At 48.2% G+C, this 25,208-nt stretch carries 28 protein-coding genes and 5 pseudogenes; 18 read left to right on the top strand and 15 right to left on the bottom strand.

The window, feature by feature from the left end; translation table 11 throughout:
- Window positions 1-241 precede the first annotated feature (241 nt).
- Both METMK1DRAFT_RS11060 and tsaA read left to right on the top strand, forming a co-directional pair.
- Window positions 242-817 (top strand): XdhC family protein, encoded by a 576-nt coding sequence (locus tag METMK1DRAFT_RS11060; RefSeq protein ID WP_009074142.1) that lies wholly within the window; start codon window positions 242-244, stop codon window positions 815-817.
- On the top strand, window positions 814-1,212 hold the full coding sequence (tsaA, locus tag METMK1DRAFT_RS11055) for a tRNA (N6-threonylcarbamoyladenosine(37)-N6)-methyltransferase TrmO (RefSeq protein ID WP_009074140.1): 399 nt from the start codon (window positions 814-816) through the stop codon (window positions 1,210-1,212). Before METMK1DRAFT_RS11060 ends, tsaA begins: the two co-directional genes overlap by 4 nt.
- Here the strand turns inward: tsaA and METMK1DRAFT_RS11050 are convergent.
- Window positions 1,206-2,240: a metallopeptidase TldD-related protein gene (locus METMK1DRAFT_RS11050; protein ID WP_009074138.1), complete on the bottom strand. Its 1,035-nt coding sequence runs from the start codon at window positions 2,238-2,240 to the stop codon at window positions 1,206-1,208. The two genes, tsaA and METMK1DRAFT_RS11050, sit on opposite strands and share 7 nt — an antisense overlap.
- A 184-nt stretch (window positions 2,241-2,424) precedes the next feature.
- Between METMK1DRAFT_RS11050 and METMK1DRAFT_RS11045 the strand changes: the two genes are divergently transcribed.
- Window positions 2,425-3,531 carry a M28 family peptidase gene (locus METMK1DRAFT_RS11045; protein ID WP_009074136.1) on the top strand — a complete coding sequence of 369 codons (1,107 nt, stop codon included), beginning with the start codon at window positions 2,425-2,427 and terminating at the stop codon, window positions 3,529-3,531.
- A gap of 294 nt (window positions 3,532-3,825) precedes the next feature.
- Window positions 3,826-4,039, top strand: a pseudogene (locus METMK1DRAFT_RS11040) (IS1 family transposase); the annotation flags it as partial.
- A 48-nt stretch (window positions 4,040-4,087) separates the two neighbouring features.
- Here the strand turns inward: METMK1DRAFT_RS11040 and METMK1DRAFT_RS11035 are convergent.
- The 3 genes and pseudogenes from METMK1DRAFT_RS11035 to METMK1DRAFT_RS11025 form a co-directional block, all read right to left on the bottom strand.
- Window positions 4,088-4,504: pseudogene (locus METMK1DRAFT_RS11035) on the bottom strand (helix-turn-helix domain-containing protein); the annotation flags it as partial.
- A gap of 63 nt (window positions 4,505-4,567) precedes the next feature.
- Entirely contained in the window at window positions 4,568-5,182 is a 615-nt protein-coding gene (locus METMK1DRAFT_RS11030) for a hypothetical protein (protein ID WP_009074131.1), read from the bottom strand.
- Window positions 5,179-5,538, bottom strand: coding sequence for a DUF4898 domain-containing protein (locus tag METMK1DRAFT_RS11025; RefSeq protein ID WP_009074130.1), 360 nt, complete (start codon window positions 5,536-5,538; stop codon window positions 5,179-5,181). Before METMK1DRAFT_RS11025 ends, METMK1DRAFT_RS11030 begins: the two co-directional genes overlap by 4 nt.
- Before the next feature lie 233 nt (window positions 5,539-5,771).
- Between METMK1DRAFT_RS11025 and METMK1DRAFT_RS11020 the strand changes: the two genes are divergently transcribed.
- The gene (locus METMK1DRAFT_RS11020; protein ID WP_216586106.1) at window positions 5,772-6,386 is read left to right on the top strand and encodes a hypothetical protein; all 615 of its coding nucleotides are present in this window, start codon (window positions 5,772-5,774) and stop codon (window positions 6,384-6,386) included.
- Here the strand turns inward: METMK1DRAFT_RS11020 and METMK1DRAFT_RS11015 are convergent.
- Window positions 6,383-6,703, bottom strand: a complete 321-nt coding sequence (locus tag METMK1DRAFT_RS11015; protein WP_009074125.1) for a transcriptional regulator — start codon at window positions 6,701-6,703, stop codon at window positions 6,383-6,385. The genes METMK1DRAFT_RS11020 and METMK1DRAFT_RS11015 overlap by 4 nt on opposite strands.
- 237 nt (window positions 6,704-6,940) lie before the next feature.
- Between METMK1DRAFT_RS11015 and lrs14 the strand changes: the two genes are divergently transcribed.
- Entirely contained in the window at window positions 6,941-7,327 is a 387-nt protein-coding gene (lrs14, locus tag METMK1DRAFT_RS11010) for an Lrs14 family HTH-type transcriptional regulator (protein ID WP_048088070.1), read from the top strand.
- Window positions 7,328-7,330: 3 nt separating this feature from the next.
- Here lrs14 and METMK1DRAFT_RS11005 read toward each other — a convergent pair whose 3' ends face one another.
- Entirely contained in the window at window positions 7,331-7,612 is a 282-nt protein-coding gene (locus METMK1DRAFT_RS11005) for a hypothetical protein (RefSeq protein ID WP_009074121.1), read from the bottom strand.
- Between the two features lie 52 nt (window positions 7,613-7,664).
- Here METMK1DRAFT_RS11005 and METMK1DRAFT_RS11000 point away from each other — a divergent pair, with 52 nt between their 5' ends.
- From METMK1DRAFT_RS11000 to METMK1DRAFT_RS10980, 4 genes are all read left to right on the top strand, one after another.
- A complete protein-coding gene (locus METMK1DRAFT_RS11000) occupies window positions 7,665-7,964 on the top strand; it encodes a hypothetical protein (RefSeq protein ID WP_009074119.1) in 300 nt (99 codons plus the stop codon).
- A 223-nt stretch (window positions 7,965-8,187) separates the two neighbouring features.
- Entirely contained in the window at window positions 8,188-9,303 is a 1,116-nt protein-coding gene (locus tag METMK1DRAFT_RS10995; protein ID WP_009074117.1) for an MFS transporter, read from the top strand.
- A 338-nt stretch (window positions 9,304-9,641) separates the two neighbouring features.
- Window positions 9,642-10,013 (top strand): DUF302 domain-containing protein, encoded by a 372-nt coding sequence (locus METMK1DRAFT_RS10985; RefSeq protein WP_009074109.1) that lies wholly within the window; start codon window positions 9,642-9,644, stop codon window positions 10,011-10,013.
- 811 nt (window positions 10,014-10,824) lie between these two features.
- Window positions 10,825-11,910 (top strand): hypothetical protein, encoded by a 1,086-nt coding sequence (locus tag METMK1DRAFT_RS10980; RefSeq protein WP_009074107.1) that lies wholly within the window; start codon window positions 10,825-10,827, stop codon window positions 11,908-11,910.
- Between the two features lie 51 nt (window positions 11,911-11,961).
- Here the strand turns inward: METMK1DRAFT_RS10980 and METMK1DRAFT_RS10975 are convergent, their stop codons facing one another.
- From METMK1DRAFT_RS10975 to METMK1DRAFT_RS17850, 3 genes are all read right to left on the bottom strand, one after another.
- The gene (locus METMK1DRAFT_RS10975; protein WP_009074105.1) at window positions 11,962-12,819 is read right to left on the bottom strand and encodes an FAD-binding oxidoreductase; all 858 of its coding nucleotides are present in this window, start codon (window positions 12,817-12,819) and stop codon (window positions 11,962-11,964) included.
- Window positions 12,820-12,878: 59 nt separating this feature from the next.
- On the bottom strand, window positions 12,879-13,016 hold the full coding sequence (locus tag METMK1DRAFT_RS17855) for a hypothetical protein (RefSeq protein ID WP_155812432.1): 138 nt from the start codon (window positions 13,014-13,016) through the stop codon (window positions 12,879-12,881).
- A 93-nt stretch (window positions 13,017-13,109) separates the two neighbouring features.
- The gene (locus tag METMK1DRAFT_RS17850) at window positions 13,110-13,247 is read right to left on the bottom strand and encodes a hypothetical protein (RefSeq protein ID WP_155812431.1); all 138 of its coding nucleotides are present in this window, start codon (window positions 13,245-13,247) and stop codon (window positions 13,110-13,112) included.
- Between METMK1DRAFT_RS17850 and METMK1DRAFT_RS19565 the strand changes: the two genes are divergently transcribed.
- The 5 genes and pseudogenes from METMK1DRAFT_RS19565 to METMK1DRAFT_RS16695 all read left to right on the top strand — a co-directional run bounded on the left by METMK1DRAFT_RS19565 (window position 13,248) and on the right by METMK1DRAFT_RS16695 (window position 17,411).
- A complete protein-coding gene (locus METMK1DRAFT_RS19565; protein WP_281034117.1) occupies window positions 13,248-13,370 on the top strand; it encodes a hypothetical protein in 123 nt (40 codons plus the stop codon). It begins immediately after the preceding gene.
- Between the two features lie 575 nt (window positions 13,371-13,945).
- Entirely contained in the window at window positions 13,946-14,749 is an 804-nt protein-coding gene (locus METMK1DRAFT_RS10965; protein ID WP_155812430.1) for a hypothetical protein, read from the top strand.
- 97 nt (window positions 14,750-14,846) lie between these two features.
- On the top strand, window positions 14,847-15,467 hold the full coding sequence (locus tag METMK1DRAFT_RS10960; protein ID WP_009074097.1) for a hypothetical protein: 621 nt from the start codon (window positions 14,847-14,849) through the stop codon (window positions 15,465-15,467).
- An 11-nt stretch (window positions 15,468-15,478) separates the two neighbouring features.
- Window positions 15,479-16,249, top strand: a complete 771-nt coding sequence (locus METMK1DRAFT_RS10955) for a hypothetical protein (protein ID WP_009074095.1) — start codon at window positions 15,479-15,481, stop codon at window positions 16,247-16,249.
- 94 nt (window positions 16,250-16,343) lie between these two features.
- Window positions 16,344-17,411: pseudogene (locus tag METMK1DRAFT_RS16695) on the top strand (IS701 family transposase).
- 376 nt (window positions 17,412-17,787) lie between these two features.
- Here the strand turns inward: METMK1DRAFT_RS16695 and METMK1DRAFT_RS10940 are convergent.
- Complete coding sequence (locus METMK1DRAFT_RS10940; RefSeq protein ID WP_009074088.1) at window positions 17,788-18,066, bottom strand: MarR family transcriptional regulator; 279 nt, start codon at window positions 18,064-18,066, stop codon at window positions 17,788-17,790.
- Window positions 18,067-18,224: 158 nt separating this feature from the next.
- On the opposite strand from METMK1DRAFT_RS10940, the pseudogene METMK1DRAFT_RS10935 reads away from it, so the two are divergent.
- Window positions 18,225-19,248 (top strand): annotated as a pseudogene (locus METMK1DRAFT_RS10935) (transposase).
- A 35-nt stretch (window positions 19,249-19,283) separates the two neighbouring features.
- Here the strand turns inward: METMK1DRAFT_RS10935 and METMK1DRAFT_RS10930 are convergent.
- The gene (locus tag METMK1DRAFT_RS10930) at window positions 19,284-21,122 is read right to left on the bottom strand and encodes a thermopsin family protease (protein ID WP_009074082.1); all 1,839 of its coding nucleotides are present in this window, start codon (window positions 21,120-21,122) and stop codon (window positions 19,284-19,286) included.
- A 563-nt stretch (window positions 21,123-21,685) separates the two neighbouring features.
- On the bottom strand, window positions 21,686-21,838 hold the full coding sequence (locus tag METMK1DRAFT_RS17840) for a hypothetical protein (RefSeq protein WP_009074080.1): 153 nt from the start codon (window positions 21,836-21,838) through the stop codon (window positions 21,686-21,688).
- 117 nt (window positions 21,839-21,955) lie between these two features.
- On the opposite strand from METMK1DRAFT_RS17840, the gene METMK1DRAFT_RS19560 reads away from it, so the two are divergent.
- A complete protein-coding gene (locus METMK1DRAFT_RS19560; RefSeq protein ID WP_281034116.1) occupies window positions 21,956-22,081 on the top strand; it encodes a hypothetical protein in 126 nt (41 codons plus the stop codon).
- A 465-nt stretch (window positions 22,082-22,546) separates the two neighbouring features.
- Here METMK1DRAFT_RS19560 and METMK1DRAFT_RS19200 read toward each other — a convergent pair.
- Window positions 22,547-22,746, bottom strand: a pseudogene (locus METMK1DRAFT_RS19200) (hypothetical protein).
- A gap of 250 nt (window positions 22,747-22,996) precedes the next feature.
- Between METMK1DRAFT_RS19200 and METMK1DRAFT_RS10925 the strand changes: the two are divergent.
- Window positions 22,997-24,370 (top strand): APC family permease, encoded by a 1,374-nt coding sequence (locus METMK1DRAFT_RS10925; RefSeq protein ID WP_009074078.1) that lies wholly within the window; start codon window positions 22,997-22,999, stop codon window positions 24,368-24,370.
- A 3-nt stretch (window positions 24,371-24,373) separates the two neighbouring features.
- Here METMK1DRAFT_RS10925 and METMK1DRAFT_RS10920 read toward each other — a convergent pair whose 3' ends face one another.
- Together METMK1DRAFT_RS10920 and METMK1DRAFT_RS10915 are read right to left on the bottom strand one after the other, a co-directional pair.
- Entirely contained in the window at window positions 24,374-24,739 is a 366-nt protein-coding gene (locus METMK1DRAFT_RS10920; RefSeq protein WP_009074076.1) for a NifB/NifX family molybdenum-iron cluster-binding protein, read from the bottom strand.
- A 1-nt stretch (window position 24,740) separates the two neighbouring features.
- A complete protein-coding gene (locus METMK1DRAFT_RS10915; RefSeq protein ID WP_009074074.1) occupies window positions 24,741-25,157 on the bottom strand; it encodes a PadR family transcriptional regulator in 417 nt (138 codons plus the stop codon).
- Between the last annotated feature and the right edge of the window lie 51 nt (window positions 25,158-25,208).

The following is a 25,208-nucleotide window of genomic DNA, read 5'->3' as shown; positions in this document are numbered from 1 at the left end:
GTTCGTCCTCCTGTTGGAGTACTTAACCTCTTGACGCCTTCCTCCGTCATCGCGGGAGAGGTCGGCTCCCGCTCCTCATCCACAGGGAGTCGACCAGAAGAGATCACCGTGGAGAGGAGAGATCCGAAGCTTGAAACCTTACAAAGTGGGCTATTCATCCCCTCAGAAGGGGCGAGGTTTTTACGTCCTCTTTGAACCCCCTTATTTATAATCTCGATCTACTCACTTTTATTGTGATATCATGGACGTTCTGATCTTCTCATCTAGCAGGGAGGCCGAGATGGAGGAACCTGTCTTCTGTGATAGGGATACAGTTAGAGTTGATGAGAGTAAGTGTAAGGGGAAGAGTTTAGGGATAGCCCCCATCGTCTCAAGGATGCTCAAGTCCCTGGGTTACAAGGTCGTTGTGGTAGACCCTTTCGCTGAAGGTGGGGAATATGAAGCTGACCAGGTTATTAGAGGGAGCACGTTTCAGGTTCCGGACGAGGTAGTCAAGGATAAGTACGTCCTAGTGGCGACCAAACACGTGTACGACACTTGGGCTCTCATGAAGGCCATACTGGGGGGAGCGAAGGAGATATCTGCCGTAATGAGCGTCAGGAGAGCCAAGGTGATCCTCAAGAGGCTTCTACAAGCGGGCATACCGAAGGATAAACTGATGAACCTGAGGATTCCTGCAGGTCTCGATCTCAATGCTGAGGATGAAGGGGAAATAGCCCTGAGCATAGTGGCTGAAATTGTGGCTGTCAACAGGGGAGGTTCGGGTATCCCCCTGAGGGACAAGAAGGAGTTGAAGAAAGTAGTGGAAGAACTTTGATCCAGTATAAAGCCATAGGTTTTGTGGAGAGGGAGGGGCCTCCCTCCAGGAATCTACCGTGTAGAGTTGTTATCCTGGAGGAATTCGTTGAGGGTCTCTTGGGGATAGAGGAGTTCTCTCACTTGATCCTCATATATCACCTTCATGAGGTGAAGGAGTGGTCGCTGTTGAAAGAGGTTAGGGGATTTAAGGTGGGAGTATTCGCCACGAGGAGCCCCAGGAGACCTAATCCAGTGGGCATCTCGGTGGTGAGGCTCTTGGGGAGAGAGGGTAACAAACTTGAAGTAGTTGGGCTTAATGCCGTCAATGGTACTCCGGTTATTGACCTCAAGCCCTATGATAGGTGGGACTCGGTACAGGAACCAAAGGTTGCTCCCTGGCATCCAGTTCAGTGAAGGAGTGGTCTCACCTTAAGCCTAATGAAAGGTGCAAGAGCCCCGTGATTCTCGTCCAAATACACCAACCTGGAGTCCCTGGATACGGCGTCAAGCGTGACCATCTCTGGGAGAGGGATGGCTATCTCCCTCACGAAAACCTCACCGGCTCCCGGTACGACTACCTTCCTGGGCCTAATCCTTATACTGTTCCTCAGGACGTGATACTCTGACGCACCTAGCACTAGGATGAAGTCCTTTGACTCCTCCATCATCTCCTGGATTTGCCAATCACCGGTCTTGAGCACTGCGTTATAGTAATCTGGTACCGGGTAGAAACCTCTTCCATTACCTGGGGACCCATACTTGGAGAATAGAGAACCAAGGTAGTCCACCACCTGGCCGTTTCCTATGAGCTCCTTTCTCCTAGTCCTGGTTCCCTCGTCGTCGAACGTGAAGAAAACGTGAGAATACTCAATAGTAGGATCATCATAGATCGTGATGTCTGGGAGTCCCCTCTCGTCTTGTCTCAACAAGGGCTTGTCGCCCTTGAGGAACGCCATCAGACCAGCTAGGATGTAGCCTGTAGCTTCCGGATCGAGGAGTGCAGTCACTCTCTCTGGGATCCAAAGGTTTGTCTTCTTGAATTCCTGATCTTGGGCGAGTAGCTCCAGGACTGACGGAATGTCTCTAGGGTCGCCGGTGAAGGCGAAGGTTCTCCCATTATTCGTGATGAAGTTCACAACTTTCTCCTCCACGCAACTTACGTCATCCCATTGTGCCTCCCGTCTCACCCTCCTAATTTCTATCCTCTGGGCTTTGACCCTCTCCAGTATCGTCTTAGCTTTCTCCCACGACATCACAGAGGGATGCCTGTGGGAAGAACAAATCTCTCTGGATTTGATGTCAACAGGCTTACTGGGCGGAAGGGAGGACCAACCTTGCTCGGTGAGATATCTACTGACTGAAGTGGATGAGGATCTAGTATACATGACCCAACTCTCAGTCCCCTCCTTAACTATCGAGTCCTCCCTGACGGTCAACAGCATTTGCATCTGGATTTATATAGGGTGATCCCAGCCTTATGAAGTGTTCTTCTCTTTGCGCCCGTTCATACGTCCTCATCTCGTACTTTATATTCACTGGTGATGCAGGTAAGACCTCAGCACTTAAGGGGTTTAGGGCTTAACTGCTGTAGGGACTCCTTAAAACTTTAGGTTAGCTTATTACTTTATGGTCTCAGCTTTACGTTTCGCGATGGAGCTCATGAAATACGGAGAGGCAGTGCACGGAGGACCTGTGGAGAGAACACTCCTGGAGATGATTGCCCAGAAGTTCCCCGAGCACAGGAGAGTCCCAGTCAATACAAAGTTCTGGGAGGTGAACTTCTCTGACGTGTTCATCAACGGGGAGAGAGTGGAACATACATTGATGCCCTACACTAAGGGTTGCGTCAAGGGTAAGCTAGGGAGAGAGATAATGAAGGTAAAGATGCCCGAACATCCATTCCTTATAAAGAGGATTGACCCAAAGGGATATGAGGGAGTCCTCTTCTTCGAGGAGGGCAAGCTGAGGAGGATAACTCTGCCTGAGGGCTTTCCGCCATCTGCCTTCGTGAGTAGAGAACCTGAAGATGACGCTTACGTGGAGGTATGCGGAGAGGGCAGACTGATCGACAGTAACTCCTTCAACGTTGAGGTTACAGTGAGGGAGGGAGACTCGTACGTGATAGTGGGAGCTCATGTCGACCACTGGCTAACTGGGTTTCACGATAACCTCCTCTCTGTGGGACTCCTCGTATCACTAGTTGAAGAACTCAACAGGATGGAGTTAAAGAGGGGGGTTAAGTTACTGTTCCTGAGCTCAGAGGAGGGTCCTAGATGTTGCACCGGATCCCAGCAATACGATGAAAGGAACCTCCATGCCTTCATTTCCGTTGATGCCATCTACCCCTCCAGGGAAGTCCTCTCTGCAACTCCTGACTTATGGTTCCTCTCCAGACAGTTTGTGACGAAGAGGGTCGAGATGCCCACGCCGTTCTCGGATCACTTCCCCTTCGTCCTCAAGGGACATCCAGGAATGGCTATTTACAACGATGATATGACCTCAGTCTACCATTCTAATCGCGACCTCCCAGTATCGGACGACGAGGCTTACGTGGAGAGACTCAGGTCATCCCTACTGAACGCAATTCGGGAGCTGAGCGAGAAGTCCAGGGAAGAACTGGACAGATTTTTCATGGAATACGCCAGGGGAGCGGGATACATTGGAGGCGAAAGACGAGGAGCTATAGTTCCTGATTACGATTCTCTATCCTCGAAGTTTAGGAGGGGAGGATAAACATGCAGGGCCTTCAAGGACTCTTTTGCACTGGATACACCTTGAGGAAGAATATGTAAACGATGAGTCATTAAAACTCTTTAACTTCGACAAATCTGAAAAATTGTACTATGAAAAAAGTAAATCTGAAAGAAATTCCTCATAACCGAAATGTGTGAACCCTCGCCCCTTCTAGGGGCAGTACTCTAGGTCTTTACTTGGTCTTTTCAGTGGGTGAGACGGCTTTTAACGAGCAGCAGTTGTGGGATTTTCCTTAGGTAGCGCCCTGTAATCAGCGTAAAATCTGATAACTGCTGTAACGAGGTTAAACGTTATGTGCCACGTGATGGTAGGTGATGATTACAACTTGTACTTCCGGTTAAAGGATCACACGGTCGTCTCACCAGTTAACCCTAACGGGTCATCGCATTCTTCACTTAGGGATAGGCCGGTTAGGTTCAAGAGGGCTACAAGGGCTGTAAACAGGAGTTTGGAGACGGTCAAGTATTCATTAGCCTTAGTCTTGTGAGAGAGAAAAGTAATTCCAGAATTTATCTCACTAATGTACACAATATCCTACTATTTCACAACTGTGCGCTCTGCATACCACCTCTACCATCTCGAAGCCGAACCTCACCAGCCTGTCCGGGTAGGCTACGGCTTTCGACACTTCGTTGTTTACTATCATCCTCAGTTGAGTAACCCCTTCCTCTTCACGTTCAACGAAGGTCCCACGTCCGTGATGACCTGCTCGTGGTCCTTAACGTTCTCCTCGAGGTACTTAACTTGCTTTGCCAACTCGTCCTTTCGCGATGACACTCCACCGTATAATACAACTTTCTCTTCCTAACAATTCTCATCAACTTTTCCACGTCATCCCTGAACCTCCACTTCCCGGTCTCTAGTACAGGTTTAATATAACCTTTCTTAACTAGCTCTGTAACTTACGGTAGGATATTCCCAGTTTTTGGCACACTTCCTTAGGTTTCAGCATCACAATTAAACTTACATATAAAGAGTATAAACTTCACGGTTTGTCTGAGACTGTTGTCAACGGCTAGGCTGTACTCTCAGGGCCAAGTGTGATTTCGCGTACCTTCTTGACGACGGAAAACCCGACTGGCGTTCCATCCCTTCTACTCCTCACTATCTTTAGAAAGAGATCGCACATCTCGCCTCCTATATTGTTACAACACTTCATCACTTCCTCGTCAGATAGCGGAATCTCTCCTCTCTCACAACACCTGTACCGCAAGTAAGATTTAACTGATCTATAGGAGTTCAGAACCGATGATACCTGATCCCCCCTGAGGAATCCCTCTATAGCAATTTTCACGAGGCTCTTGGAATAATACAACAGTCTTAAACATGTCACGTTCGTCTTATTGAACCTGAAACCCTCCAGGGAGCCACACACCAATTTGGAGTCGTAGAGCAGGTAATAGCACAGGGGTTCCCCCGCGTCACACAGAGCCTTAAGCTCCTGGTCTCTGAGCACTAAGGGTGTGACACCCAGGGAAGCTAATTCCAAGAGTAACGACTTGTCTTCTGAGAGAGCGAAAACGTTGATATCTGAGACGCCTTCCACATAGTCTGACCTAGTGTAGGATCCGAAGAAACCTATAGTTTTCGCCCTTGTACACAATCCCTTGATTTCGTTCTCTAGAGTCACTTAAAGAAGATAAGCATAACATCCTTATCTAACTTATGGCTGAACAGAACCATTACAACAGCTGAAGAAGAGACTTTTCTAACGGATTCTTTGTACTGGTTCTCAAATCCCATCCTCTCCCTAGAGAGGACCAAGACGACCTTCTTGGCACCTTTGGGAATAATGAGGGACATGAACTTGTCCGGATCACTTATCATCTTCAGGGGGACCTTCCGTGGATTAGAATCTAACTCGATGACAGAGACTATAGTCCTGACTAAGTCCTCCTCTAAACCCCACTTTTCTCCCCCATCATGAGTAGTATCCATGAGCATTGAAGACACCGGTGTCTTCTCCTCTCCCCTAGCAGGTGTCATTACGTATCGCCACTTATGTACTACTTTCGTATACCCCTCTACTATTTAACTTCTTTATTCTTAGGAATATTAACGTTACGCCCCATAGTCTGGTATTCACCTCTCTCAGACAGCAATCGGTGTGATTTCTCACTATTTTCATTATATATTGGAAATTCATAATTTTTGGCAGTAAAAAGAGATAAATTTATATTAAAGCTCAGTGAAGTTCTACGTGATCTGAGATGTCACAGATGTCTTCAAGGGCGTCCCTTGAGGAGGAGGTGTACCTGAGGGCCCTAACTGGGAGACTAGTTGGTGTCCACGAGTTCGAGGGGCTCAAAAGGATAGCCATAATTAGTTACCCAGATAGAATCTGTGAATCCATTGCCGCTGCGGCCACCGTGGCGTATTTTGAGAGGCACGGATATGGAGAAAACAAGGTGAAGATATTCGACTATTCCCCAAACATACAGGAGACCGCCAAGAAGATCGTCTCCTGGGGAGCTGAGGGAGTTTATTTAGCATTCGGTGGAGAGCAAAAGATGAGCTTGGTGAACGAAGTGTTCCTGAGATCTCTTGATGCCCTAAGAGTAGCTGGCTTTAGGGGAGTACTTCTACTTCACGTGAGGAGTTGGCTAGCCAGTAAGCAACTTTCTACTGCACTACAAGACAAGGAGCTTCTCAAATGGCTGAGGAGTTTGCCTGAGATAAGACTGTTCACAGCAGACGTGAACGCCAGGAAGTTTTACTTCAGTAAGGTTAGAATATCGGAGGACGGAAAGGTTTCGCTGGAGAGATATAGGGAAGAGAACATAACCGAGGAGCACGCGAACCTGCTTAAGATATCCCTCCCTCCACCAGATTAGAGGACGGGACAGGGAGGGAGACCAAATATCTTACGAGAGTTAGAACATAGGAGGCAAAAGCTAGTCTCCTCTACCCTATCACCAGCTACTAGTCTCCCCACGAGACTCTCTAACATATCTGAAACTACAGGATCGGACAATATCTCCTTGACTTTGGTGCTCTTCTGATGTTTTTCGTAAGAGGTAGCTGAGAGTCCCACCAACTTAGTGGCCTTCTTAACCTTAACTCCTCTCTCAACCATCCGCTGTATTAACGCGGCCCGCAAGTATGGGACTACAACAGTGAAACCTTGTTCACAAGGGGTCTCCCACTTCATAACCTTATCTTTTGTTCTAAGAAATTAGGGATTTCGTTGATAACCTATGCCTAGGCCATATTAACCCCGTTAATTTACGACCTTTAACTTTTTCATACAAGGGTTACCTCACTCCCGTACAAATGTAAACATTTTTGCACGAAAGTATATACTTCTACATTTTTCTTAACATTAATATATATACATTTTTTAATCAAGAAAGAACAGTGTAAGATAGGTGGTAAAGAAATGAGCAAAATGAACAGTAAGGTGAGGTTCCCGGATGGCAGGGAAGTGGATATTCAGGAAGTGATAGCTTTCCTATATGGCCTATCCAGGAGTGACGTAGAGGTACTGCACGTGATGATGTGCAAGGGTAGGAAGATGTCAACTGAGGACTTGGCTGAGGAATTGAAGGTAACCAAGGCTTCGATCAGCAAGTCGATAAACAACCTACTTTACAAGGGTTTGATAGGAAGAGAGAAGGTGACTGACGAGGAGAAGAGAAAGGGTAGACCGGCCTACTTATACTGGGTGGACAGGGAATCGCTATACGAAAAGGTAACAGATGACATGGAGAAGCTAACTGAGGCCGTGAAGAACCAGTTTAAAGCTCACGTTCAACTGGCAGTAGTGCCCAGCTGAAGTTTAGGATTTTCCCTGTTCCTGGACTTTACCTTGTTTCTCTTTATCTTCTTTCTTAGGTCTCTGTAGTCTTACTTTAGTAATGCTAACTAGATACTTTGTTCCCTCGTTGGAGCTACATTCAGCCTTAATGACGTTTCCCTCAGCTGTCCACTTACACTCTCCCTTCACTAAACCCCTCACGAAGTCCCTAGCATAGGCCATATGCCTATATTTTCTCTTTATCGTGAGAGCTTTGTCCTTGCCCTCGACCTTCACCTCAACTTCATATTTCACGACTTTCATGGTGGGTCAGTATTAAGAAAGGATTTAAAAGTCTTCTCCTTGAAAATTATGCATGGCAGTACCAGACATAACTAGCGGTTCCATAATATCCCTGATAGTGGCCTTTGTTTTGGGTCTGCTGGTGGGTTTCCTAATCAAGAAGATAGTTCAGGTGGGCATCATACTCCTAGCTATCGTCATAATCTTGCTTGCAATTGGAGTTATCTCTCCTCACACTGTCGAGAGTGCGTTGATGCAACTGGGGCAGACAGCAACTCAAGCTGAGAGTAAGGTGAGTGCTTATTTAAATCTCCTACCTTACAACTCGATTGTATTCATTATAGGGTTGGTAATAGGATTGGTCAAAGGATGATAGTCGTAAAGTAGCAACGTTTAAACTCCGATGAGGATTGCAGAATTATAGCAACTGAATGAAATGACGAAATTCCAAAGGCTTCTTTATAGTATAGTAGTTATTTGATTTTCCCTTAACTGACGTCTTGTTATCAAGGGAAATCTAAATAACTACTATCCTTAAACAATCCACAAGTTACTGGGCCTCAAAACTTTTTATGTAGACCTTAGATCTACCTCAGGTGAATGGAAGGCTTCTGATTTTGGTTTGTTCTCTTTCCTTCTTCCTAGCCTACTTCTCTAGGCTCGCTTGGAGCATCCTAGGTCCCCTATCCACTTTACATCCTAGCGTGGAGGAGGACAGTTACATCTTTTCGCTGTTCTTCGCTGGATATGTAGTTGTTCAGATCCCCGCAGGAGTTTTAGTGGATAGGATGAGCTTCAAGATTGTTCTTCTCCTCTCCCTTGTGGGGATAGCGATAACGTCCCTAGGATCAGGTTTAGCAGACTCTATTCGCACCGAATATCTACTCAGCATCTTCATGGGATTGTCAGCAGGATGGATATATCCCTCAACTGTGAAGGCAATCTCTGAATCCTTTTCAGGGAAGGAGCTAGCACAGGCAATGGGAGTTTACAGCTTAGCGTGGCCCCTCTCTATCATAGCCGCAGGCTATTTACTACCCCCAATAGCCACGGAGTTGAGTTGGAGGTGGGGATATTTCTTTGTGACCGCGCTCTCCGTTATGACCGTATCTCTCCTTCCTACCGTTAAGCCAACGCCCAACTTTAATAGCCCAGGGAGATTGGAAGACATCAGGGACGTCGTCCTCATCTCAGGCGGTGGATTTCTCTTCTTCACCGCCTACTGGGCCGTGGCCCTGTACTTTTACGACTACGCTCTCAGATTGACCGACGATCCTATCGTGTCCGGATTAATATATTCCCTCACGGCCCTACCTGGAATAGTGAGTACAGTGTTGTCGAGTAGACTCATAAACAGGTTAGGTCACGTGAAGTCGCTCGTAGTTACAGTTTCGAGTTATGGGCTTCTCCTCATGTTAATTCCTCTGGCAAGGGGCCCCTTATCTCTGGCTATCCTGGCTACGTTGATGGGTGGAGTAAGGTTCCTGATAACTCCTGCCCACTCTACCGCCATCGCCCGAATCGGTCGAGAGGGAGCAGGTAAGGCAACTGGTATTGCCAATACGTTCTGGCAGTTTAGTGGGGTGACCAGCTCGGTGATGGCAGGGTGGATCGTGACCAGCCTAGGATATCAGTGGTTGTGGATAATGATGGGGTTCATAAGCATAATTTCCACTTTACTTTATTCTAGGATCGGGATCACAGGGAAATGATAGTTCGAGGGAGAAGTTACATCAAGGGGGTTCAGGACTTCATAGGACTTCACTTGATATCAATCCTCAGCCCCAGGGCTTTACCGAAATCAACGGAAGCACGTTCACACCCCCTCCGCACCCTTGGCGGGATAACCCTCACCCACACCTACATACAGTCCTGGAGATCCTTTTAGACAACTTGTCGTTAGCGTCTTGGAACATTGACTGTTTGTTCGATTTCTCAACACCAATCGTAGCCACGGGATAGGGAATTGCAAAATCGTCACGAGTTGCCAGCATTACACAAAGTGAAATTGGGGAAAACCTTATATCGGATTTGAGGTTCGTTCAACGTCATGGTTCAGGTTCTGAAGTCCAAATACGACTTCAATACTACCTTATCCAAGCTCGAGAGTTCCATTCTTTCTCATAATATGAGAATAGTTTCCAGGGTTAACGCTCAAGAAAACTTGGCCAAAGCCGGTTTCAGGATAGGCGGAAATTACATCTTTGAGGTGTTCAGACCTGATTTTGCCTACAGGTTATTCCAGAAGGATTTGAGGATGGGAATAGAGCCGCCTCTTAGGATATATGTTTTTGAGAGCGGAGGAGAGGTTTACGTGGAGTACTTCAAACCCAGTGAGGTATTCTCCAAATGGGGGGAAGAGGAAATATCTAGGGAGCTCGACAAGATATTCGATGATATAGTGGGGGACGCTCTGACGTGACCTGCCCGAGATTGAAACCTATGACGTAAAAATGGAGGTTTTCTACGGGACCTTTTAAGAGACGTTTGATTTTAAGAATTTACGACGAAGAATTCTTTTTATAGGAAGATAGAATAAAACATTTGTATCTTTATCTGAGTACTGTCACATATTGATTAACAGAGTATTATTCTAAGGAGTGAACCCATGTAGAACGTGAAAGATTTTATGAAGTTGACAGCAGTTATGGGATTCTCCCTTAGGTACCGCCCTGTAATCTAGGTGAAATCTAATAACTGCTGTGAAGTTGAAAAGATCCTCAACGACGAGATGAAAGAGTCGAGAATGAGAAAATAGGTTATCGAGAGTAGTTATGGGACTTTCCTCAATTGCCACCTTGTAGTGAAGGGAAATCTAATAACTGCCGTTGTCAACTTCCGATAAACCGCGAGGTTTACGTACTCTATAGGCAAATAAAAATACAGTCACACCGGATGAGGTGGAAATATCCCGATAGGTGTGACGGCAAGTGCGTCAGGGATGTGCGGGTTTCCCAAAGGGCGGTAACACTGCGTTGAATGGGGTCATCCCGCTGGGGGGTAGGGTGAACGGGCCAGCCCTGACTCCGGTGAAGCTCAAGGCCTAGGATTGATACAAATTCATGAAAATTCGAAAAAGCCCAAACTCCGTGTTTGAGACTTCTCAGCAAGGGTAAGTCAGGGTTCATCCTTCATCGCTGGAGAGAGGTATGCGATATACATCCCGAAGAGCGTGAAAGAGAAGGCTGAGAAAATTGCCGGAAAGGAGGTGATAGTAATTGTTATCCTACCAGATGATGAGGAATAGGATTATCGGTTCCAGAGAAGCTCTCGAAAACTTCCAATTCGTTACGATAAATGGTAGAGTCTTATTTAACGAGAAAGAGAGGGTTGTTAGAATTGCTAGGGCTTACTCACAAGTAGTTAAGAGTGCTATAAAACCACTCTTTAATGGGAAGAGTATTGATGAGTTAACCAAGGAGTTTTACAACTTTTTACCGAACTACATTTACCTCGAAACTGCTTTAAAGCAAGCTAAGACAATTGTTGACGGCTTGTTGGATAGAGAGGAAGAGAATAAAATTTTTCACGCTAAGATAAGGAAATTCTGGTTTGGCAGTAGGGGGAATAAAGCTGACAAGGGTAATAGGAATGTGAAGTTCCACGTTTTTCAAGACCACGTTGAAGTTAAGGTTAAAGACCCTTGGGGTAAGTGGGTTTATGGGAAAGCATATTTTGGTAAAGAGTACTTACAGCTACTTCATGAGTTGGAGGAGTTGGTGAGTAATAAGGTGGAGGGTTATGGTGCATTAATTTCCTTTAAGGAAAAACCAATGATCCACCTCCAAATCCCACTCTGGTTATACTTGAAGCACTTCTCTTCACCGAAACCTAATGGCTACGGTTTGTTTGCCGGTTTTGATTTGAATAGTGATAGGTTGAACGTTGTAATCAACAAGGGGGGTGAAATTATTGCCATTAAGACTTTTTTGTATTCAGATGTTACTAGGCCAGGTTTTCCTAAAGGGAAAGCTATGGCTTTACGTTTGAATGCTCTTTCACAAGCCCTCAGTTTCCTATCAAGGATTGGCGTTGATTACGTTGTTTTTGAGGATTTGTTTCTAGTTAAGAGGAGGAAGTTCACCACGAGTAAGAGCGGTAATAGGAAGATAACGCGTTTCGCTAAGAAACAGTTGTTAATCCACGGCGTTATTAAGGCGTTGAGGTTGGGTTTTAACGTTGTGTTAGTTAACCCTAAGGGTACTACAAATTCAGAAGACCACGAGAAGGTGATGAGGGAGAAGGGTTTTGACAGGCATACAGCCTCAGCTTACTTAATAGCGTTAAAAGGACTAGGAATGTTAAATGATATCAAATGACATAAACTTCACAGTTTATCTGAAACTGTTGACTACGGCAATGGTCATTCACTAGACTAGGACGTTCCAGTGATCCAAGACGGTCTTAATTCTCAGAACGATCTTTCTGGCCTCGGAGGAGGGATAGTGATCCCACCTGTTTAGTTCCTCCTCGTCGGACGTGTACACTTTGCTCCAACCCACTCCATGTATATAATACGCATAGACAGGGTTCACTGATTTGACGACCTCGAGGAATTCGGTGATACCCGTTGTCCTGACCATGAAGCTTCCCCTGTCGTTCTCCTCCACCACTGGGACTCCCTCGTAGGACTCCATTCCCTCCACGGTGGGAGATGTGAAGGAGGCGTGTATCCTCAGTTTACCGTCGTATTCCAAGAGCAATGCGATGGGAGACCTATTCAGCAGCTTATCGAACACTGAGGGGGCCTCCTCGAACTCCACCTGAGAGGTATACGTGACCACTGAGTTTGGTCTCGGGAGGAGTCTCATTGAGGCCTCTGTGAACCCTCCCAGAAGGCCCTTTGAACCTAGGAAACCCTTCCACCTGAAAATTCCCACAGGAGTCACTATTCTTGCCCACTCAGTAAATTTCTCGGGTGTTCCGTAGGCTGTAGATATCGTGGAAGGTTCATTAGTGGCGAGTAAACCGCCAACGGTCCCATCGTAGAGGGTAGGGAAGAGGAGGCCCTGAGACGAGGCCTCTTCCCTGATCTTTGCCACCGGTACGCCGGCCTGAGCCCTCAGGGTGTCTCCCCTTATCTCGAAATCGGACATCCTTAGCGTAGTCACTATGATATCGGCACTCTTTCTCGCATGAGTTCCAGTACCTATTATGGCGACCTTCTTACCCTGTTCCTTAGCGTCTCTCAGGACTCTGTAAAGGTCCAGCTCACGCTCTATCTCCATAAAGGAGAGATTCCTTGTGTACACCTTATAACCCTTAGGGGCTATGGACTTTAATTGTATTACCTAACAACATGTGTGATTTTGACGCCCAGGTCGATCGACGCCACTTTTTCCCCCTTTGGGGACTCGAATTGGATCTTCTTTCTCTCGCCCTGGACCACGTATCTCGACCTTTTGCCCTTCCTCGTCTTTTCCACGCCAACCTCGACTGGGATAGAGGCGTACCAAGCTTCTCAACCTCGTCGTAGTATATCTCGAGCTGTCCTGTTTCCCGTATCGCCTCAACCTCCTCACGAACTCGATCTCGAGGCCGAAGTACTTCGGGACCAGCTAGTCCTGCTCTCCACGACGTACCTGTCCTGCCTCACTGCGACTAGTAACTTGCTCTCCTTAGTGTCCTTGTCCTTCCGGTATCTAGGTGCGCTCACGTGCCTGATGCATCGTATTCCTCCTTCAACTTCAGCAGTGAGAAGCACTACCAGGCCTCATTGTTCTTCTGCATCATGGCCTGCCCGTTGGCACTACCGAGTGCCTCCCTGTACTTCTCGTAGTAATTGCCCCACGTAGCTTCGAAGTCCACACGTCGTTGCTGGAAGAACTACTGTCTCCTCTCGTAGTTCAACTCTTCGAAGGGCCTAGAACAGTGGTTTGCTAAACTCTTTACAGCAGTTATCAGATTTTACCCTGATTACAGGGCGCTACCTAAGGAAAAATCCCACAACTGCTGCTCTTTAGTTTCATTCCCTGAAAACTTGGTAGAAGACGTACGACATTCGTCCTCTTGTTCTCACGTTCAACCTCATACACGCCCTCCTCCGGCATCACGTGAGAGGTCAGCTCCCTCTCCTCATTCACAGGAACAGCAGTTATGTGATTTCTCATTAGGTGTAGCCTTGAAGTCAAGGCAAAATCTAATAACTGCTGACAGGAAGTTGTCCAGAGGAGGACATCTCGAGCGGAGGAGAGATTTAAGTTTAAAACCCTACAAAGGGGCTATCCATCTCCGCCTCAGGGAGGCAAGGTTTTACTCCTCCTTTGAACCCCTTCTATAAAGAAATAAATATAATAAAATCCACTTGTTATGAATGAAGGTTTAGCTCATAGAGCCCAAACTCAGGTGTTGGGTTTGAGAAGAGAAATACAACTCCCTATGGTCCTATCCGTGTCTCTAGCTATCGTATGGTTTTTCGTCCCTGCGATATCGTACAAGTCGTCAGTCTACTCTTTGGATATCATGGGGTTTGGATTCTCGGTTAGCTTCCTAAACCTAAGGAACGTGATTTACTCTGCCCTTCCGCTTGCATCTCTCGGTTACGCGTTGGTTGGGGGAGCTCTACCAATAGTGTGGAGGACTAAGTACTCTCTTTACCTATCTTCCCTTTCCTTCGCCCTGTCTGGCTCTATGATGCTGACCTCTCTCATATACGTCGAAAGGTATATGCATTACGCTGGGTATTCCCTGTTGCCGAGCCCAACGGGTTACTTTTTCATCTACTCGCCAGTGGAGATCAACGTGGGACCTCCCACCTTCTTGGTGTTCACACTCTTGGGTATATCATTAATGAACTTATGGAAGGGGGCCTCATGGATGGGCAGGAGACTAACCTTATTTGAGAGGACTATCAGGGGCTTAGAGAGAGGGGATTTAAAAGGACTACTGAGGTTCCTCAAGGAGATCAACGCTCCCTTCACCATCAGGGAATGGGGAATAGAAACGGAAGGAATGGAAATAAGACCAGAGGGTAGTACAGACAAAATCAACCTTTTATTCCCGCGTGGAAAGACCCGTATAGTCATTGGGAAGAGAATGGTTATAATTAATCATGGTCACGACATTAAGGTGATAGATCATAAGCAGCTCATCAAGTACCTGTTCAACGAACTTGGTGGAAAGGAAACCAAAGTTCTCGTGGAAGAGTACGCCGAGTGAGTAAGAGTATAGAACATGTATGGATAATGTTCTATATAATCTGGATAAATTTTATATAAGATGTTGCTATAATAACAACCAGAGATATCTGTGAACTGTGAAAAGGAGTCCCAAATTCGGTAGAAAATTACTGATACCCCTTCTACTACTCATGGCTATAGTGCCCGTGGGGCTAGCAGAGGTAGTCTACTTATTCCAGGGGAGTATCACGGTGAATACCACCTCCCAGCCGTTACAATTCGTTTATGGTAAAGATGCTCCAAATGGTGCGGCCGGAAGTTACGCTCAAGTCACCTTAATTGGAGGTAATAACAAAAGCAACTACGCCTACGGCTTTAGTGCCACTGTAGACATCACTAACAGTAGCTACGACCTATTTTACCAAATAATAGGTCTAGATGTACTCGCCACACCAGCTAACATATACGTCACTAACGTCTCTTACACCGGAAGTATAGTCAATAATGCTTGGATAATAATCCAAGAAAATACCAATAGTTACGCCAGTGCTCAAGTAATACAGATAATACAGAATGGTAAAGCAGTTACGGGAACATCGACCGCGGTCACCTTATCTTCAGGTACCTACCAGGTAAGCCTGCTGATCCAACCTAACTCTGGCCCTGGGCTCACCTCTTCCTCCACTGCTTCCATAACTGTCTACTTTGGAGATAACGTGATCTCTTCAACTAGAGTGCCACTACCCCCTGGAGTGTAAAGGAGTGAAAAATGACATCGGAAAAGATAAGAATATTTTTCATTCTCCTCTTGGCACTTATCTTCTCCTCTCTTCTCCTTGTCTTGTACTCCCGAACCGTACCTCCGTCCTCGAACATATCCCCGCCCTACGTCTCTGTAATAGGGGCTAGCTTGGAGAATGGTAATATAACCATAGAGTTGGAGGCAGTTAACACTCTATCCTTCCCCATTAACGTAACCGGCGGTTACATCACCGTACTTAACACAGGACAGAACTTCACAGTACCTCACCTTTATATTGTGAACTCGACCAGATTTAATGTGTCAGCTCCTGCCTCCCCCATGGACTTTAACTTCTCCCTGGTTACTGTCCAGGGAGTTTTAAGGGGGTATCTCCAGGGTTCCCTCGTGTATATAGCTTTCTCCCAACCAACACCCTTAAATTACGTCCTCTCAATTAAGATCTTGAACATATCATATTTCTCCGGAGAGGCTAACGTTACCCTCCAGGTTTTCTCACCAGTCTCGGTCACCGTAGTTAAGGTAGTGAATCCCAGCCTCATTAGTGCGTCCCAATCCTTCTTCATTGCCTCCAATTTAGGTAATCAGACGTTCAACCTGACGATACCTCCAGGAACACATGTGATCATACTGCACTTTGATCTGCCGGACTACTCCTTCAAGGAGATACCAAAAGGTAGTTATTACCTAATAGCCGAGACTCAGTTGATCTTCCACTTCACTCCAGCGAGAGAGGAACTGGTTAGGCTGTACTACTACGGAGGGGTTCAGGCTTCATAGGATTTCATAATATTTAATATCCAGCAGTTATGGGAATCTTAGGGAGGTAATACAGGAAAGTCGGTATTGTGAGAAGTTTTTCGACGTCGTCCCGCTGAAAAGGTGCGGAAAGGGACAGATCGAGTTCGCTAGGGAGAGGCTGGTCAGGGCGGTAAACAGGCTGGGCGTGGTCAGGGGGAAGGGGAGGAGCAGGAAGGTCAACTGGCACTGATCCTCATGGTCCTGGTAGGTGGGAGGGCCAGCGTGAGGAACAGGGCCGAGACGTTCGGGTTGGACTACGCAAACCTGCTGGAGGCGTTGGGAGAACTCGACGACGCGTGGAGGGACTGGAGGTCCTGTCGGGGCTGGTGAAGGGTCAGGTCGTCATCATGGACGACACCGTGACAGCAAGGCTCCAAGGGGGACGTGAGCCCCCACGGGAACTACTGGATCTACTGCCACGCCCACGGGAGGTTCGAGAGGGCCAAGCTCCTCACGGTCGTGATAGTGGACCTCTCCACGGGCAGGACGTTCATGGTGGGAGCTTTCCCCTACGCCGTGAGGAAGATGTTGGATTTGTGAGGGTCACCGAGTTCAAGACCGAGATCGACGTGGCCAGGGAGATGTTGGACGTGCTCAAGGAGCGCTTCCGCGTGTCCAGGGTCGTCTTCGACTCGTGGTACTGGTCCGAGAAGCTCGTGACGGACAACGTGGTGTCTGAGCTCAAGTCCAACCGAGCTCAGGGTCGAGTCGGCCCAGGGGACCCTCGAGGAGGTGGAGGGACACCTCCGAGTGGGATACCCCCCGGAGTCTACTTCGCCGACCTGACCCTGGGAGGCCGAGCCATTACGGTGAAGTTGTTAGTCCGGGAACATAAACGTGACTCTGGGACACAGGCCAGGTACCTCTACACGACCGACCTCTCGCTCAGCGAGAAAGTCGAGGAGGCCTGTCGGGTGGGAGATCGAGGACATCCAAGGGACGTCAAGGCCCTGGAACTGGAGGACTCCTCGTTCTGGAGGAGGGAGAGGCTTCAGGGCTACCTCTCGATCTTCACCATCAACAACGTCGTCAGGGAGCTGGTGGGGGAGCCGAACCTGAGGAGCGTGGAGGCGTTCCTCATGTTCTTGAACGTCATTTAGGCGGACCACCTGGGCTGATGAAAATCTTTAAGTTACGTTAAAGTCCCATAACTGCTGTAAACAAAAATGAAACATCCCTATTACCATGAAAAAGGATTCAGCCCTGGTCTAACGAAGTCTTAGTAGGATGGTGGAAACCCTTGGCACTGTTGGGTCGAGAGATGGGGAATGAGGGATTTCAACCAAATTTAGTCTCATGTTATGGTATGCGGAAGAAAATTCTAAACAAAGGCTAGGGACTTTCCCCTTGAATATAGTCCATTAATCAAGGTGAAATTTAATAGATGCTACGTTCAAAAGCCTCGACATTAATCCGTTTATGCGAAGACGGTTCGGCCCAGAAAGATGAGGAGTTCCAGCTGTGCGACTGACTTCCCTAATCACCTTACAAGACGCATCGTAACTTTGGAGAGTCAGTTAACAACTGAACTGGAGACATAGAGTGTCCTCCAGGTTCTGAAGGAACCTCTTTAAAACCTGGTAGTTCTCCAGGAGTACCTCAGTACCCCTTTGCGTTATGGCTAGGATTAGATCTCCCCCCAGGACAGCCTTCTCCTCAACCAATCCGTCCTTAAGGAGCTCCTTGAGCTCCCTCTTCAGTTCCCTTTCGTCGAGTCCAGTATATTCACCTATTTCTGATACGCTCAACTCTCCCTCCAGTAGTAGGCCTAGGATCATCAGTTGTGATATCTTCATTGGTTTACTTTAAGGAGAGGTTGGATAAAAACGCAAACTAAAGGTTCAGGGGCGATTCAGGTCTCCATTGCGATTTCTATTTGTTTCTATAGAATGAAAGTGACTTAATTGATCCTACATCAGTAACACTAAAAAGGGGACGAGCGCTAGGTCATACCATGAGACACCCATTTTATCACGTGGTGACCTCGCTCGTCCCCGAGTTACTTGGGAAGGACGCGCTATTAAATGAAACGGTGGCTGAGATCGAGAGGAGGGCCCTGGAGGAGGCGGAGAGGACCTCCCCCAGGTACGCCAGGGGGAAGGAGGTGAGGAGGAGGGGTTACGCCAGGTACAGGTTCTTGAAGGGGTTCAAGGTCTCCCTCCTGGGGAGGAGGGTAGTGTACGGGGTGGAGTGGGTCACGGTGAGGTTGCCCGTGCTGTACAGGGGAGGGGAGAGGGTGAGGACGAGGGTGGAGGAGGAGCTGCTCAGGGAGGAGGGGGTGGTGCTCGAGGGCCCTCCTCCTGCTCTACTCCGTGTTGGGAGGGAAGTTGAACGCCAAGCTCTGGACCCAGGAGCTGGAGGTGAGGGGGGACTTCAAGTACGTGGTCGTGGACGGGAAGTACGTGAAGTTGAGGGGAGGGAGGAGGGGGGTCCTCTTAATCGCGTTGGGACTCACTGACCACGGTGTGAGGGCCGTGCTTGACGTGGTCCTGACCGGGGAGGAGGACGTCGTGAGCTACTGGGACCTCCTGGTGAGGCTGTGGAGGAGGTACAACCTCACCCTGGTCGTAGCCGACGGGGTGAAGGCCCTGGACGAGGCCATCTCCCGCTCCGGGATCAAGGTCGCGAGGCAGACCTGCCTGGTCCACCTCAAACGGAGGGTGGACAGGAGGGTGAGGGTCTTGCTGGACCTCCTCCTCTCCCTCGCCGAGTCCGTCCCCACCCGTGGCTCCCCCCTCCTCTCCTACCTCCTCGCCCCCAGGGAGCTCTGGCCCCTCCTCAGGTCAAACAACCTGGCCGAGTCCTTCAACTCCCTCCTGGAGAGGAGGAGGTTCGGGAAGTGCCACTCCCCCTGGAGGATACTCCAGATCGCCCGGGCCATAGCCGTCAACTACAACCTCTCGACCTGTTATCTCATCATTGTAATAATATTACAAGAACCCTTATTTCTTCGTGATATGATCAAATATATTCAGTAATTCCTTCATTGAATAAGTCTAAACCGAGAGATATATTACAATTTGCAAAGGAGCCCTGAATCACCCAGGTTCAGAGTAGGCCTCCTCCCTCTTCTCCTGAACCATAAGTAGACAGCTACTATTAGGATCACCACTGGTACCAGGAGGTATTCATTGACTACGTTCCTGGATCCAGACGCACTCATCGGAGGATGAACGTTAGTGGTATTGGTGACGCCCACGGAGGTGTTCTCCTTCGAAGTCCCCGAGCTGGTGTTTGTGGACTTGGTGGGACCGGAGGTGTTTGTGGTGTTACTCACCTGAGGCGTGGTATTGGTGACCAAATTTGGATGCACCACGGGGAGCTTTGGACTAAAACTGTTGGTGAGGAAGGCAGGATCTTCGTTGCCCACCGTTGCTAGAACAAAATTGCCTGTGTAAATCACGTTGACGTTGGTCGATGCCTCTGCGGTGTCTCCGCCGAAGGAATAGACGCTGGGAAACGGCCTCAGGGAGCCGTTGTAATAGAAGAGGGCCAGGTATGCGTTGAGCTGTTTGAACGTGGCTATAGCACCGTTTCCACCCCCTCCGAAGACCAGTTCTGCGTCGTAATAGTTTATGGACACTGGAGTTTGATATCCTGAAACGTACAGAAACGCCTTCTTGGCGGGCACCTTGACGAGTACGGAATCGAAGGTTAAGCCCTTCATCGGGTACTGTGAACCGTTCTGAATTACCATGACCCAGAACTTGAGCTGAACCCCTAACCCCTGCAGGACGCTCACGTTCACGGAGAGCTCGAGGGATAGGGGTAAGTGATACGTGTAGTTCCTAGTGATGTACGTGTAGTAGAATCCGTTCTGGAATGGTGGGTAGACAGCACCCCTTCCGGTTATCGAGTTGTTGGTAAGAGTAGCATTGACGGAGGTCACGTTAAGGACGCTGGACTGGTAGCACAGGACTGAGTCGTTCGTAAGGAATTCGGCCACGTTCTGTACCCAGTAGGTCTGATTGCCCTGACCGGTGTAGACCACGAGGGGGACGTTAAGTTGGAGGGAAGCAGAGTAAGGGGAAACGTTGAGGATTCTGGCTGAACTGTCATGAGCTAGAATGGAAGATACGTTGACCCAACCTAGTACCACAGGTGCCCTCACAGTGTAAGGAACAGGTGTGCCAGACCTGTTATAGATACCGTACGACGCGATACCCATGGGGAAGTACTCCCTGGACTGGGAGAACGGGTTCGGGTAAACTGATGAGTAGGTTACGAACCCATAGACCGGAACCGTGTAGTTAAGCAAATTTGACACCTTGACGTTATACTCCCCTGCTGGTAAGGTCAGGGTCGCATTCACGAAGTTTCCAGAACTCAGGTGGGTTCCCTTGGATAGGAAGACCGTCTGGTTTTGTAAGTTCGAGATCATTACCTCCAGGGTTGAGTTGGAGACGAAGAACACGTGGAGGTTAAAAGGGTAAGTGAGGTTCAAGGTGTAGATCTCGGAGTAAAAGGGGAATAGGGTGAAGGTAACGTTTGCAGGTTCCACGCTGTAGTTGAGGCTCACATTGACGTCCTGAAGGTAGGCGTAAGCGACCACGTAATAGGTGCCCTGAGTAGCAAGGTAAAGGAGGGTTCCCGACCTAGCCAGAGAGATTGCACCCTGATATGGGTTACTCCCGTTCAGGAACTGAGTGAACTGCCCCTGATCCATAACCATAACTGACACGTTCCCGGTGGAGTTCCAGGAGACCTCAACTATGGAGGGTTGCTTTATCGGAAGTTGTTCAAAGACGTAATGGCCAAGCGGTAGGGTGTAAGTTCCCAGAGCAACCGAGTGAAAGGTCAAAATCCAGAACACCGAGAGGGTCAGGGTCATTAGTTGGAACAGCCTTAACATCAACATAAGTTTCGGATTCTAAATATAAATTTTATATATTAGAGTGGGAGTTCAAAGGGAGCGGAAAACCTCGCCTGGATGATTCACGGATCCATTGCGAATAGCAGTTTTATGTTATCACGTAATGCAAATTCTACTTTATCACCGCTAAGTTCTCCCGAATTCACGACTAATTACTCTAAAAGGATTCAAATAAAGTGGATTTGCAATGGAAACCTGAATGGCTAACCTCGCCTCTTACGGTAGACCCAAAATCACCTCCTCGAAAATAAGTCAGAATTAAATCGAAACAATTCTAATAATTCAACAGAGGAATACACAGATAATATGTTATCTTCTCAATTAAGAGCAAGATCAGGAGGAACCTGAGTAGTAATTACTAGAGTTCCCTTGATAACAGGACGTCAGTTAAGGGAAAGTCGAATAACTACTACCTGAGTCTCACCACGCCCTTGAAGGTCACGAGGACGGAGTATAAGGGTAGGCCGGCGTGAAGGTGAGGAGCCTGAGCTCCACCAAGTGAAGTTCGTGAAGGGCAGGAAGGTCTTGATCCTCGGGAGGCCTTAGGGGGTCCTGACCACGTTGTAGAGCCTGAGGACCTCCCGGGAGAGGTAGGTGGTCCTGACCGCGTGGATCGTCTCCTTCACGGTACAGCCGTGAACTAGGGGCCTGAAGCTCACCTGATCCTCCGCCTCATATCTCTCACCTTTGATCATGAATTCCCCGTCTCACGGTAGACCTTCACGTCCCCAACAGAGACTGCGAGGACGTAGATAACTAAGAGGTGGTGAAGTACCTCGACGCCAGGTTCTACGGCGTCGAGGACCACGAGCTTGACTCCCCGGGGAGAGGACCTGTTCCACGAGCGAACTCACGACCTCAACCTCCCTCGCCCTCCTCACGTGTCTCACCACACTCATCAGGTTCCTCCCCTCACCCTGGTCATGGCCGTGGCGTAGTTCCAGGAGAGTCCCCTCTCTCAGCCCCCGAGACCCTTCACGTACTTATCCTGAACTTCACGCTCGACCAGTCCAGTGACACTCGGACCTCCTCTACTCCCCGCAGTCTCACTCTCACCTCCCTCGCCCTCCTCAGCGTCTCTTCGGCCACGACCTCCCCGCGTAGTTCCTCACGGTCTGGGACGAGATCTGGCCCGAGTGAACCTCTCAACCGAAGCGTTCAACAGTCAGGACGAGACCGGGGCCTCGGCCACCTCCCTCGCCTTCCCAGAAAGTTCAGGTAGGACTCTATCTTACCTGCAGTTCGCCGAAGTTCTCGGCGTGAGATCGATCGTATTCCCCACGTTCTGTTCATGAGTAATATGACTACTCCCTTGCATTGACCCTTTCTTACTCACAATTGAAATTGAAGATCAAATATTTTTAGAAAAGTGATCTTAAGTCTACCGTAGAGAGGCGAGGTGTTTACCCGTGGCGTAACTTACCTTCTTTAACCACTTTTAATTCCGCCACTGGCACCCCTCCTAAGGGATCATAACGGTCACCCCCAGATCATTGGGGCTGGTCGAGGGAAACTTCAATACCCATCCGACTTCTCTCTCCCATCCTCGTGAGCAATGCCCGTCATCAGTTGGGAGATCGTCAAGAGAGAATTCTTGGGTAATACTACATGAACATAACCGATGTCAAAACGATATTTATAAAATTGAAAATAACGAATTGAAAATAACGAGTAGTTACGTGAAAGAGTTACAGTCTTCCGTCCCTTTGAAGCCCCTCTTCTATAGTGTCGTGGGCAAGGTACGAGTTCATTCCACGGAATGTTAGTCCATGAAGAATATTCCATTAAATTCGTCTAAAGATAACAAAAAAGTGGAAGGTTTTTAATACCTCGTTACATTCACCTCACCCTGAATGGCTAAATCGCTGGAGAAAGTGAGGAAAGAGGAACCTAAGCGGGAGATCGGCATCCTGGACCTTGTCTTCATAAGCCTAGGTGGGCAATCTCCCTTCCTTAGCGTATTGACCTACGGTGTGGCAGTTTACCTCTATGTAGGCCAGGCAGCCTCCCTAGCCATAGTCCTAGGCACTTTACTGGTGCTCCTAAACGGGCTAGTAGTCTACAGGTTGTCGAGAAAGTTCACAAAGACTGGGGGGTATTATACTTACGCCTACTATTCTCTGTCAAAGAGGCTGGGATTTGAGACAGGGTGGCTTTACCTCCTCTACTCCACCATGTATGGTTCTGCTTACGTCCTAGGAGCTTCGTATATCCTCTCCACCATATTGGAGATACCTTCTCTGTTAATAGCACTGCCCATTCTAGGCATATCCAGCCTGTTTGCGGTTCTTGGCATAAGGCCAACAGCCAAGTACGCAATAGTTGCTAGTGTCATGGAGATCGGGATGATGTCTGCTCTGGCAGTTCTGTTCATGGGATCTACCCATTTCTACCTCTACAACCCAGTACCTTCTAACTTGAACCTCTCTTCATTGGCTTTGGGTATTCTCTTTGGTTCCAGTATTCCCACAGGCTACGGTTCCATAACCCCACTATCAGGAGAGGTAAAGAATCCAGAGAAGAGCGTACCTAAGGCCATAGTGACTGTCATACTAATGGGAGGCCTGTTGGCGGCTTTCGATATATACGGCATAACAGATCACTTGATATACTTCCATATGTCGGCTAACAATTTAGATCTGCTTCACCTCATAGAAGATAGGTTCGGGTTACTTACGTTAGCGTTTGTACTGTTCGCGGCTGCCAACGACGGGATATTGGCGACTCTGAGTTATTTGATGTCAACCTCGAGGACTATATTTGCAATGGCCAGGGGAGGATTCCTCCCTGAGTCCTTGGGAAAGCTAAACCCTGGTAGAGGGCCCGTTAACGCAGTTTTGGTATCGATCGTTGCGTTCTTTGTGATAGTCTTGGGCGGAGAACTGCTGTCTAACTTCAACGCCTTCCTCGCCTTTACGGTGGCTGGTCTGGTGTCACTTCTCTCCAACTTGTTCGTTCACCTCGCGTCAGACTTCTCACTTTTCAAGATCTCCTTGAGCAAGATGTCGAAGAGAGTGGGTTGGCTTACCCTCTCCATTGGGGCCATCCTCTTTTCATGTTTTGAACTATTTCTGTCTATATCTAAATCCTCTCCAGTAATAGTTTATTTCTTCATGGGATCCATAATTTTGGGTTTCTTGGCAGCTGAAGTCATGGAAATGAGCAAAGCTGAGGATAAGGCGGAAGATAGGGGAGGAGAGTCGACGCACAGTCAAGCTGAAGTTTAGTCTTTAAAACCTGTTTACTTTTCTCTCGTGATGATGACCGTGGGTCGGCTCCTTAATCTCAGGTAACTCCCCCTTCATGAACCTCTCAAGTGCTAGCTCCACCGGATAACCTTTTCCAAGGTAAATCTTAGCTTTGGACTCGAGGTACCTCAATCCTGGAGGACCGATTTCTGCCACTATGAAGGCCTCCGCTCCCCTCTCCAACGCAGATTTCAGCATGTGAACGCCTCTGGCGGCCATGGCGTACTTAGCTGGGTTCTCATACTCCTCAATGAGCTTGACGTCGTTCCCCACCTCATATATCCTTACGACCTCTCCTTCACCTGGACCGTCAACGACTCCGCCAGTGACTGGAACTGCTACCCTCATTTTACGACCCCACTTTCAGTAACTTCTCACCCAGAGATCGTATTCTTTCCTTCAGTCCCTCCAATTTCACCGGCTCGGTAACCTTTAGGTCCTGGAAGTACTCCACGTAGATTTCCATCTCCCTCAGCATCTCCTCAGGGGTTGAAGGTCTAGACTCCGCCACGATTCCCAGGTGTCCCCTGCCTTCCTCGGTCAGCTCATACTTTCCGTCCTCTCTCTTCCTGATGAGTCCTTCCTCGACCATTGTGGCGAGTAAGGGGTAAATGGAGCCAGGAGATGGTCTCCAAAATCCCATGCTCATGTCCTCCAGGCTTCTTATAATTTCTACCCCGTTCTTAGGTGATTCCCTTAAGGAGGCGAGGACCAGGTACCTAAGTCCTCTCCTATGTCTCCAGTGTCCAGATCCAGGATGGATCATAAAAAGAACTCTCAGAAGTAATATAAATAGCTATCGGAAAATCGAGTCGAT

Origin of the sequence: Metallosphaera yellowstonensis MK1 (assembly GCF_000243315.1) — an archaeon.
GTDB classification, from domain to species: domain Archaea; phylum Thermoproteota; class Thermoprotei_A; order Sulfolobales; family Sulfolobaceae; genus Metallosphaera; species Metallosphaera yellowstonensis.
This window is presented reverse-complemented; position numbering and strand designations above follow the sequence as displayed.

Bases quoted from the DNA above. Each gene is read 5' to 3' on its own strand.
- METMK1DRAFT_RS11060 (WP_009074142.1), top strand. From the start codon at position 242: ATGGACGTTCTGATCTTCTCATCTAGCAGGGAGGCCGAGATGGAGGAA.
- METMK1DRAFT_RS11050 (WP_009074138.1), bottom strand. From the start codon at position 2,240: ATGCTGTTGACCGTCAGGGAGGACTCGATAGTTAAGGAGGGGACTGAG.
- METMK1DRAFT_RS11045 (WP_009074136.1), top strand. From the start codon at position 2,425: ATGGTCTCAGCTTTACGTTTCGCGATGGAGCTCATGAAATACGGAGAG.
- METMK1DRAFT_RS11025 (WP_009074130.1), bottom strand. From the start codon at position 5,538: ATGACACCTGCTAGGGGAGAGGAGAAGACACCGGTGTCTTCAATGCTC.
- METMK1DRAFT_RS11020 (WP_216586106.1), top strand. From the start codon at position 5,772: ATGTCTTCAAGGGCGTCCCTTGAGGAGGAGGTGTACCTGAGGGCCCTA.
- METMK1DRAFT_RS11015 (WP_009074125.1), bottom strand. From the start codon at position 6,703: ATGAAGTGGGAGACCCCTTGTGAACAAGGTTTCACTGTTGTAGTCCCA.
- lrs14 (WP_048088070.1), top strand. From the start codon at position 6,941: ATGAACAGTAAGGTGAGGTTCCCGGATGGCAGGGAAGTGGATATTCAG.
- METMK1DRAFT_RS11005 (WP_009074121.1), bottom strand. From the start codon at position 7,612: ATGAAAGTCGTGAAATATGAAGTTGAGGTGAAGGTCGAGGGCAAGGAC.
- METMK1DRAFT_RS11000 (WP_009074119.1), top strand. From the start codon at position 7,665: ATGGCAGTACCAGACATAACTAGCGGTTCCATAATATCCCTGATAGTG.
- METMK1DRAFT_RS10985 (WP_009074109.1), top strand. From the start codon at position 9,642: ATGGTTCAGGTTCTGAAGTCCAAATACGACTTCAATACTACCTTATCC.
- METMK1DRAFT_RS10980 (WP_009074107.1), top strand. From the start codon at position 10,825: ATGATGAGGAATAGGATTATCGGTTCCAGAGAAGCTCTCGAAAACTTC.
- METMK1DRAFT_RS10975 (WP_009074105.1), bottom strand. From the start codon at position 12,819: ATGGAGATAGAGCGTGAGCTGGACCTTTACAGAGTCCTGAGAGACGCT.
- METMK1DRAFT_RS10955 (WP_009074095.1), top strand. From the start codon at position 15,479: ATGACATCGGAAAAGATAAGAATATTTTTCATTCTCCTCTTGGCACTT.
- METMK1DRAFT_RS10940 (WP_009074088.1), bottom strand. From the start codon at position 18,066: ATGAAGATATCACAACTGATGATCCTAGGCCTACTACTGGAGGGAGAG.
- METMK1DRAFT_RS10930 (WP_009074082.1), bottom strand. From the start codon at position 21,122: ATGTTAAGGCTGTTCCAACTAATGACCCTGACCCTCTCGGTGTTCTGG.
- METMK1DRAFT_RS17840 (WP_009074080.1), bottom strand. From the start codon at position 21,838: ATGATCAAAGGTGAGAGATATGAGGCGGAGGATCAGGTGAGCTTCAGG.
- METMK1DRAFT_RS10925 (WP_009074078.1), top strand. From the start codon at position 22,997: ATGGCTAAATCGCTGGAGAAAGTGAGGAAAGAGGAACCTAAGCGGGAG.
- METMK1DRAFT_RS10920 (WP_009074076.1), bottom strand. From the start codon at position 24,739: ATGAGGGTAGCAGTTCCAGTCACTGGCGGAGTCGTTGACGGTCCAGGT.
- METMK1DRAFT_RS10915 (WP_009074074.1), bottom strand. From the start codon at position 25,157: ATGATCCATCCTGGATCTGGACACTGGAGACATAGGAGAGGACTTAGG.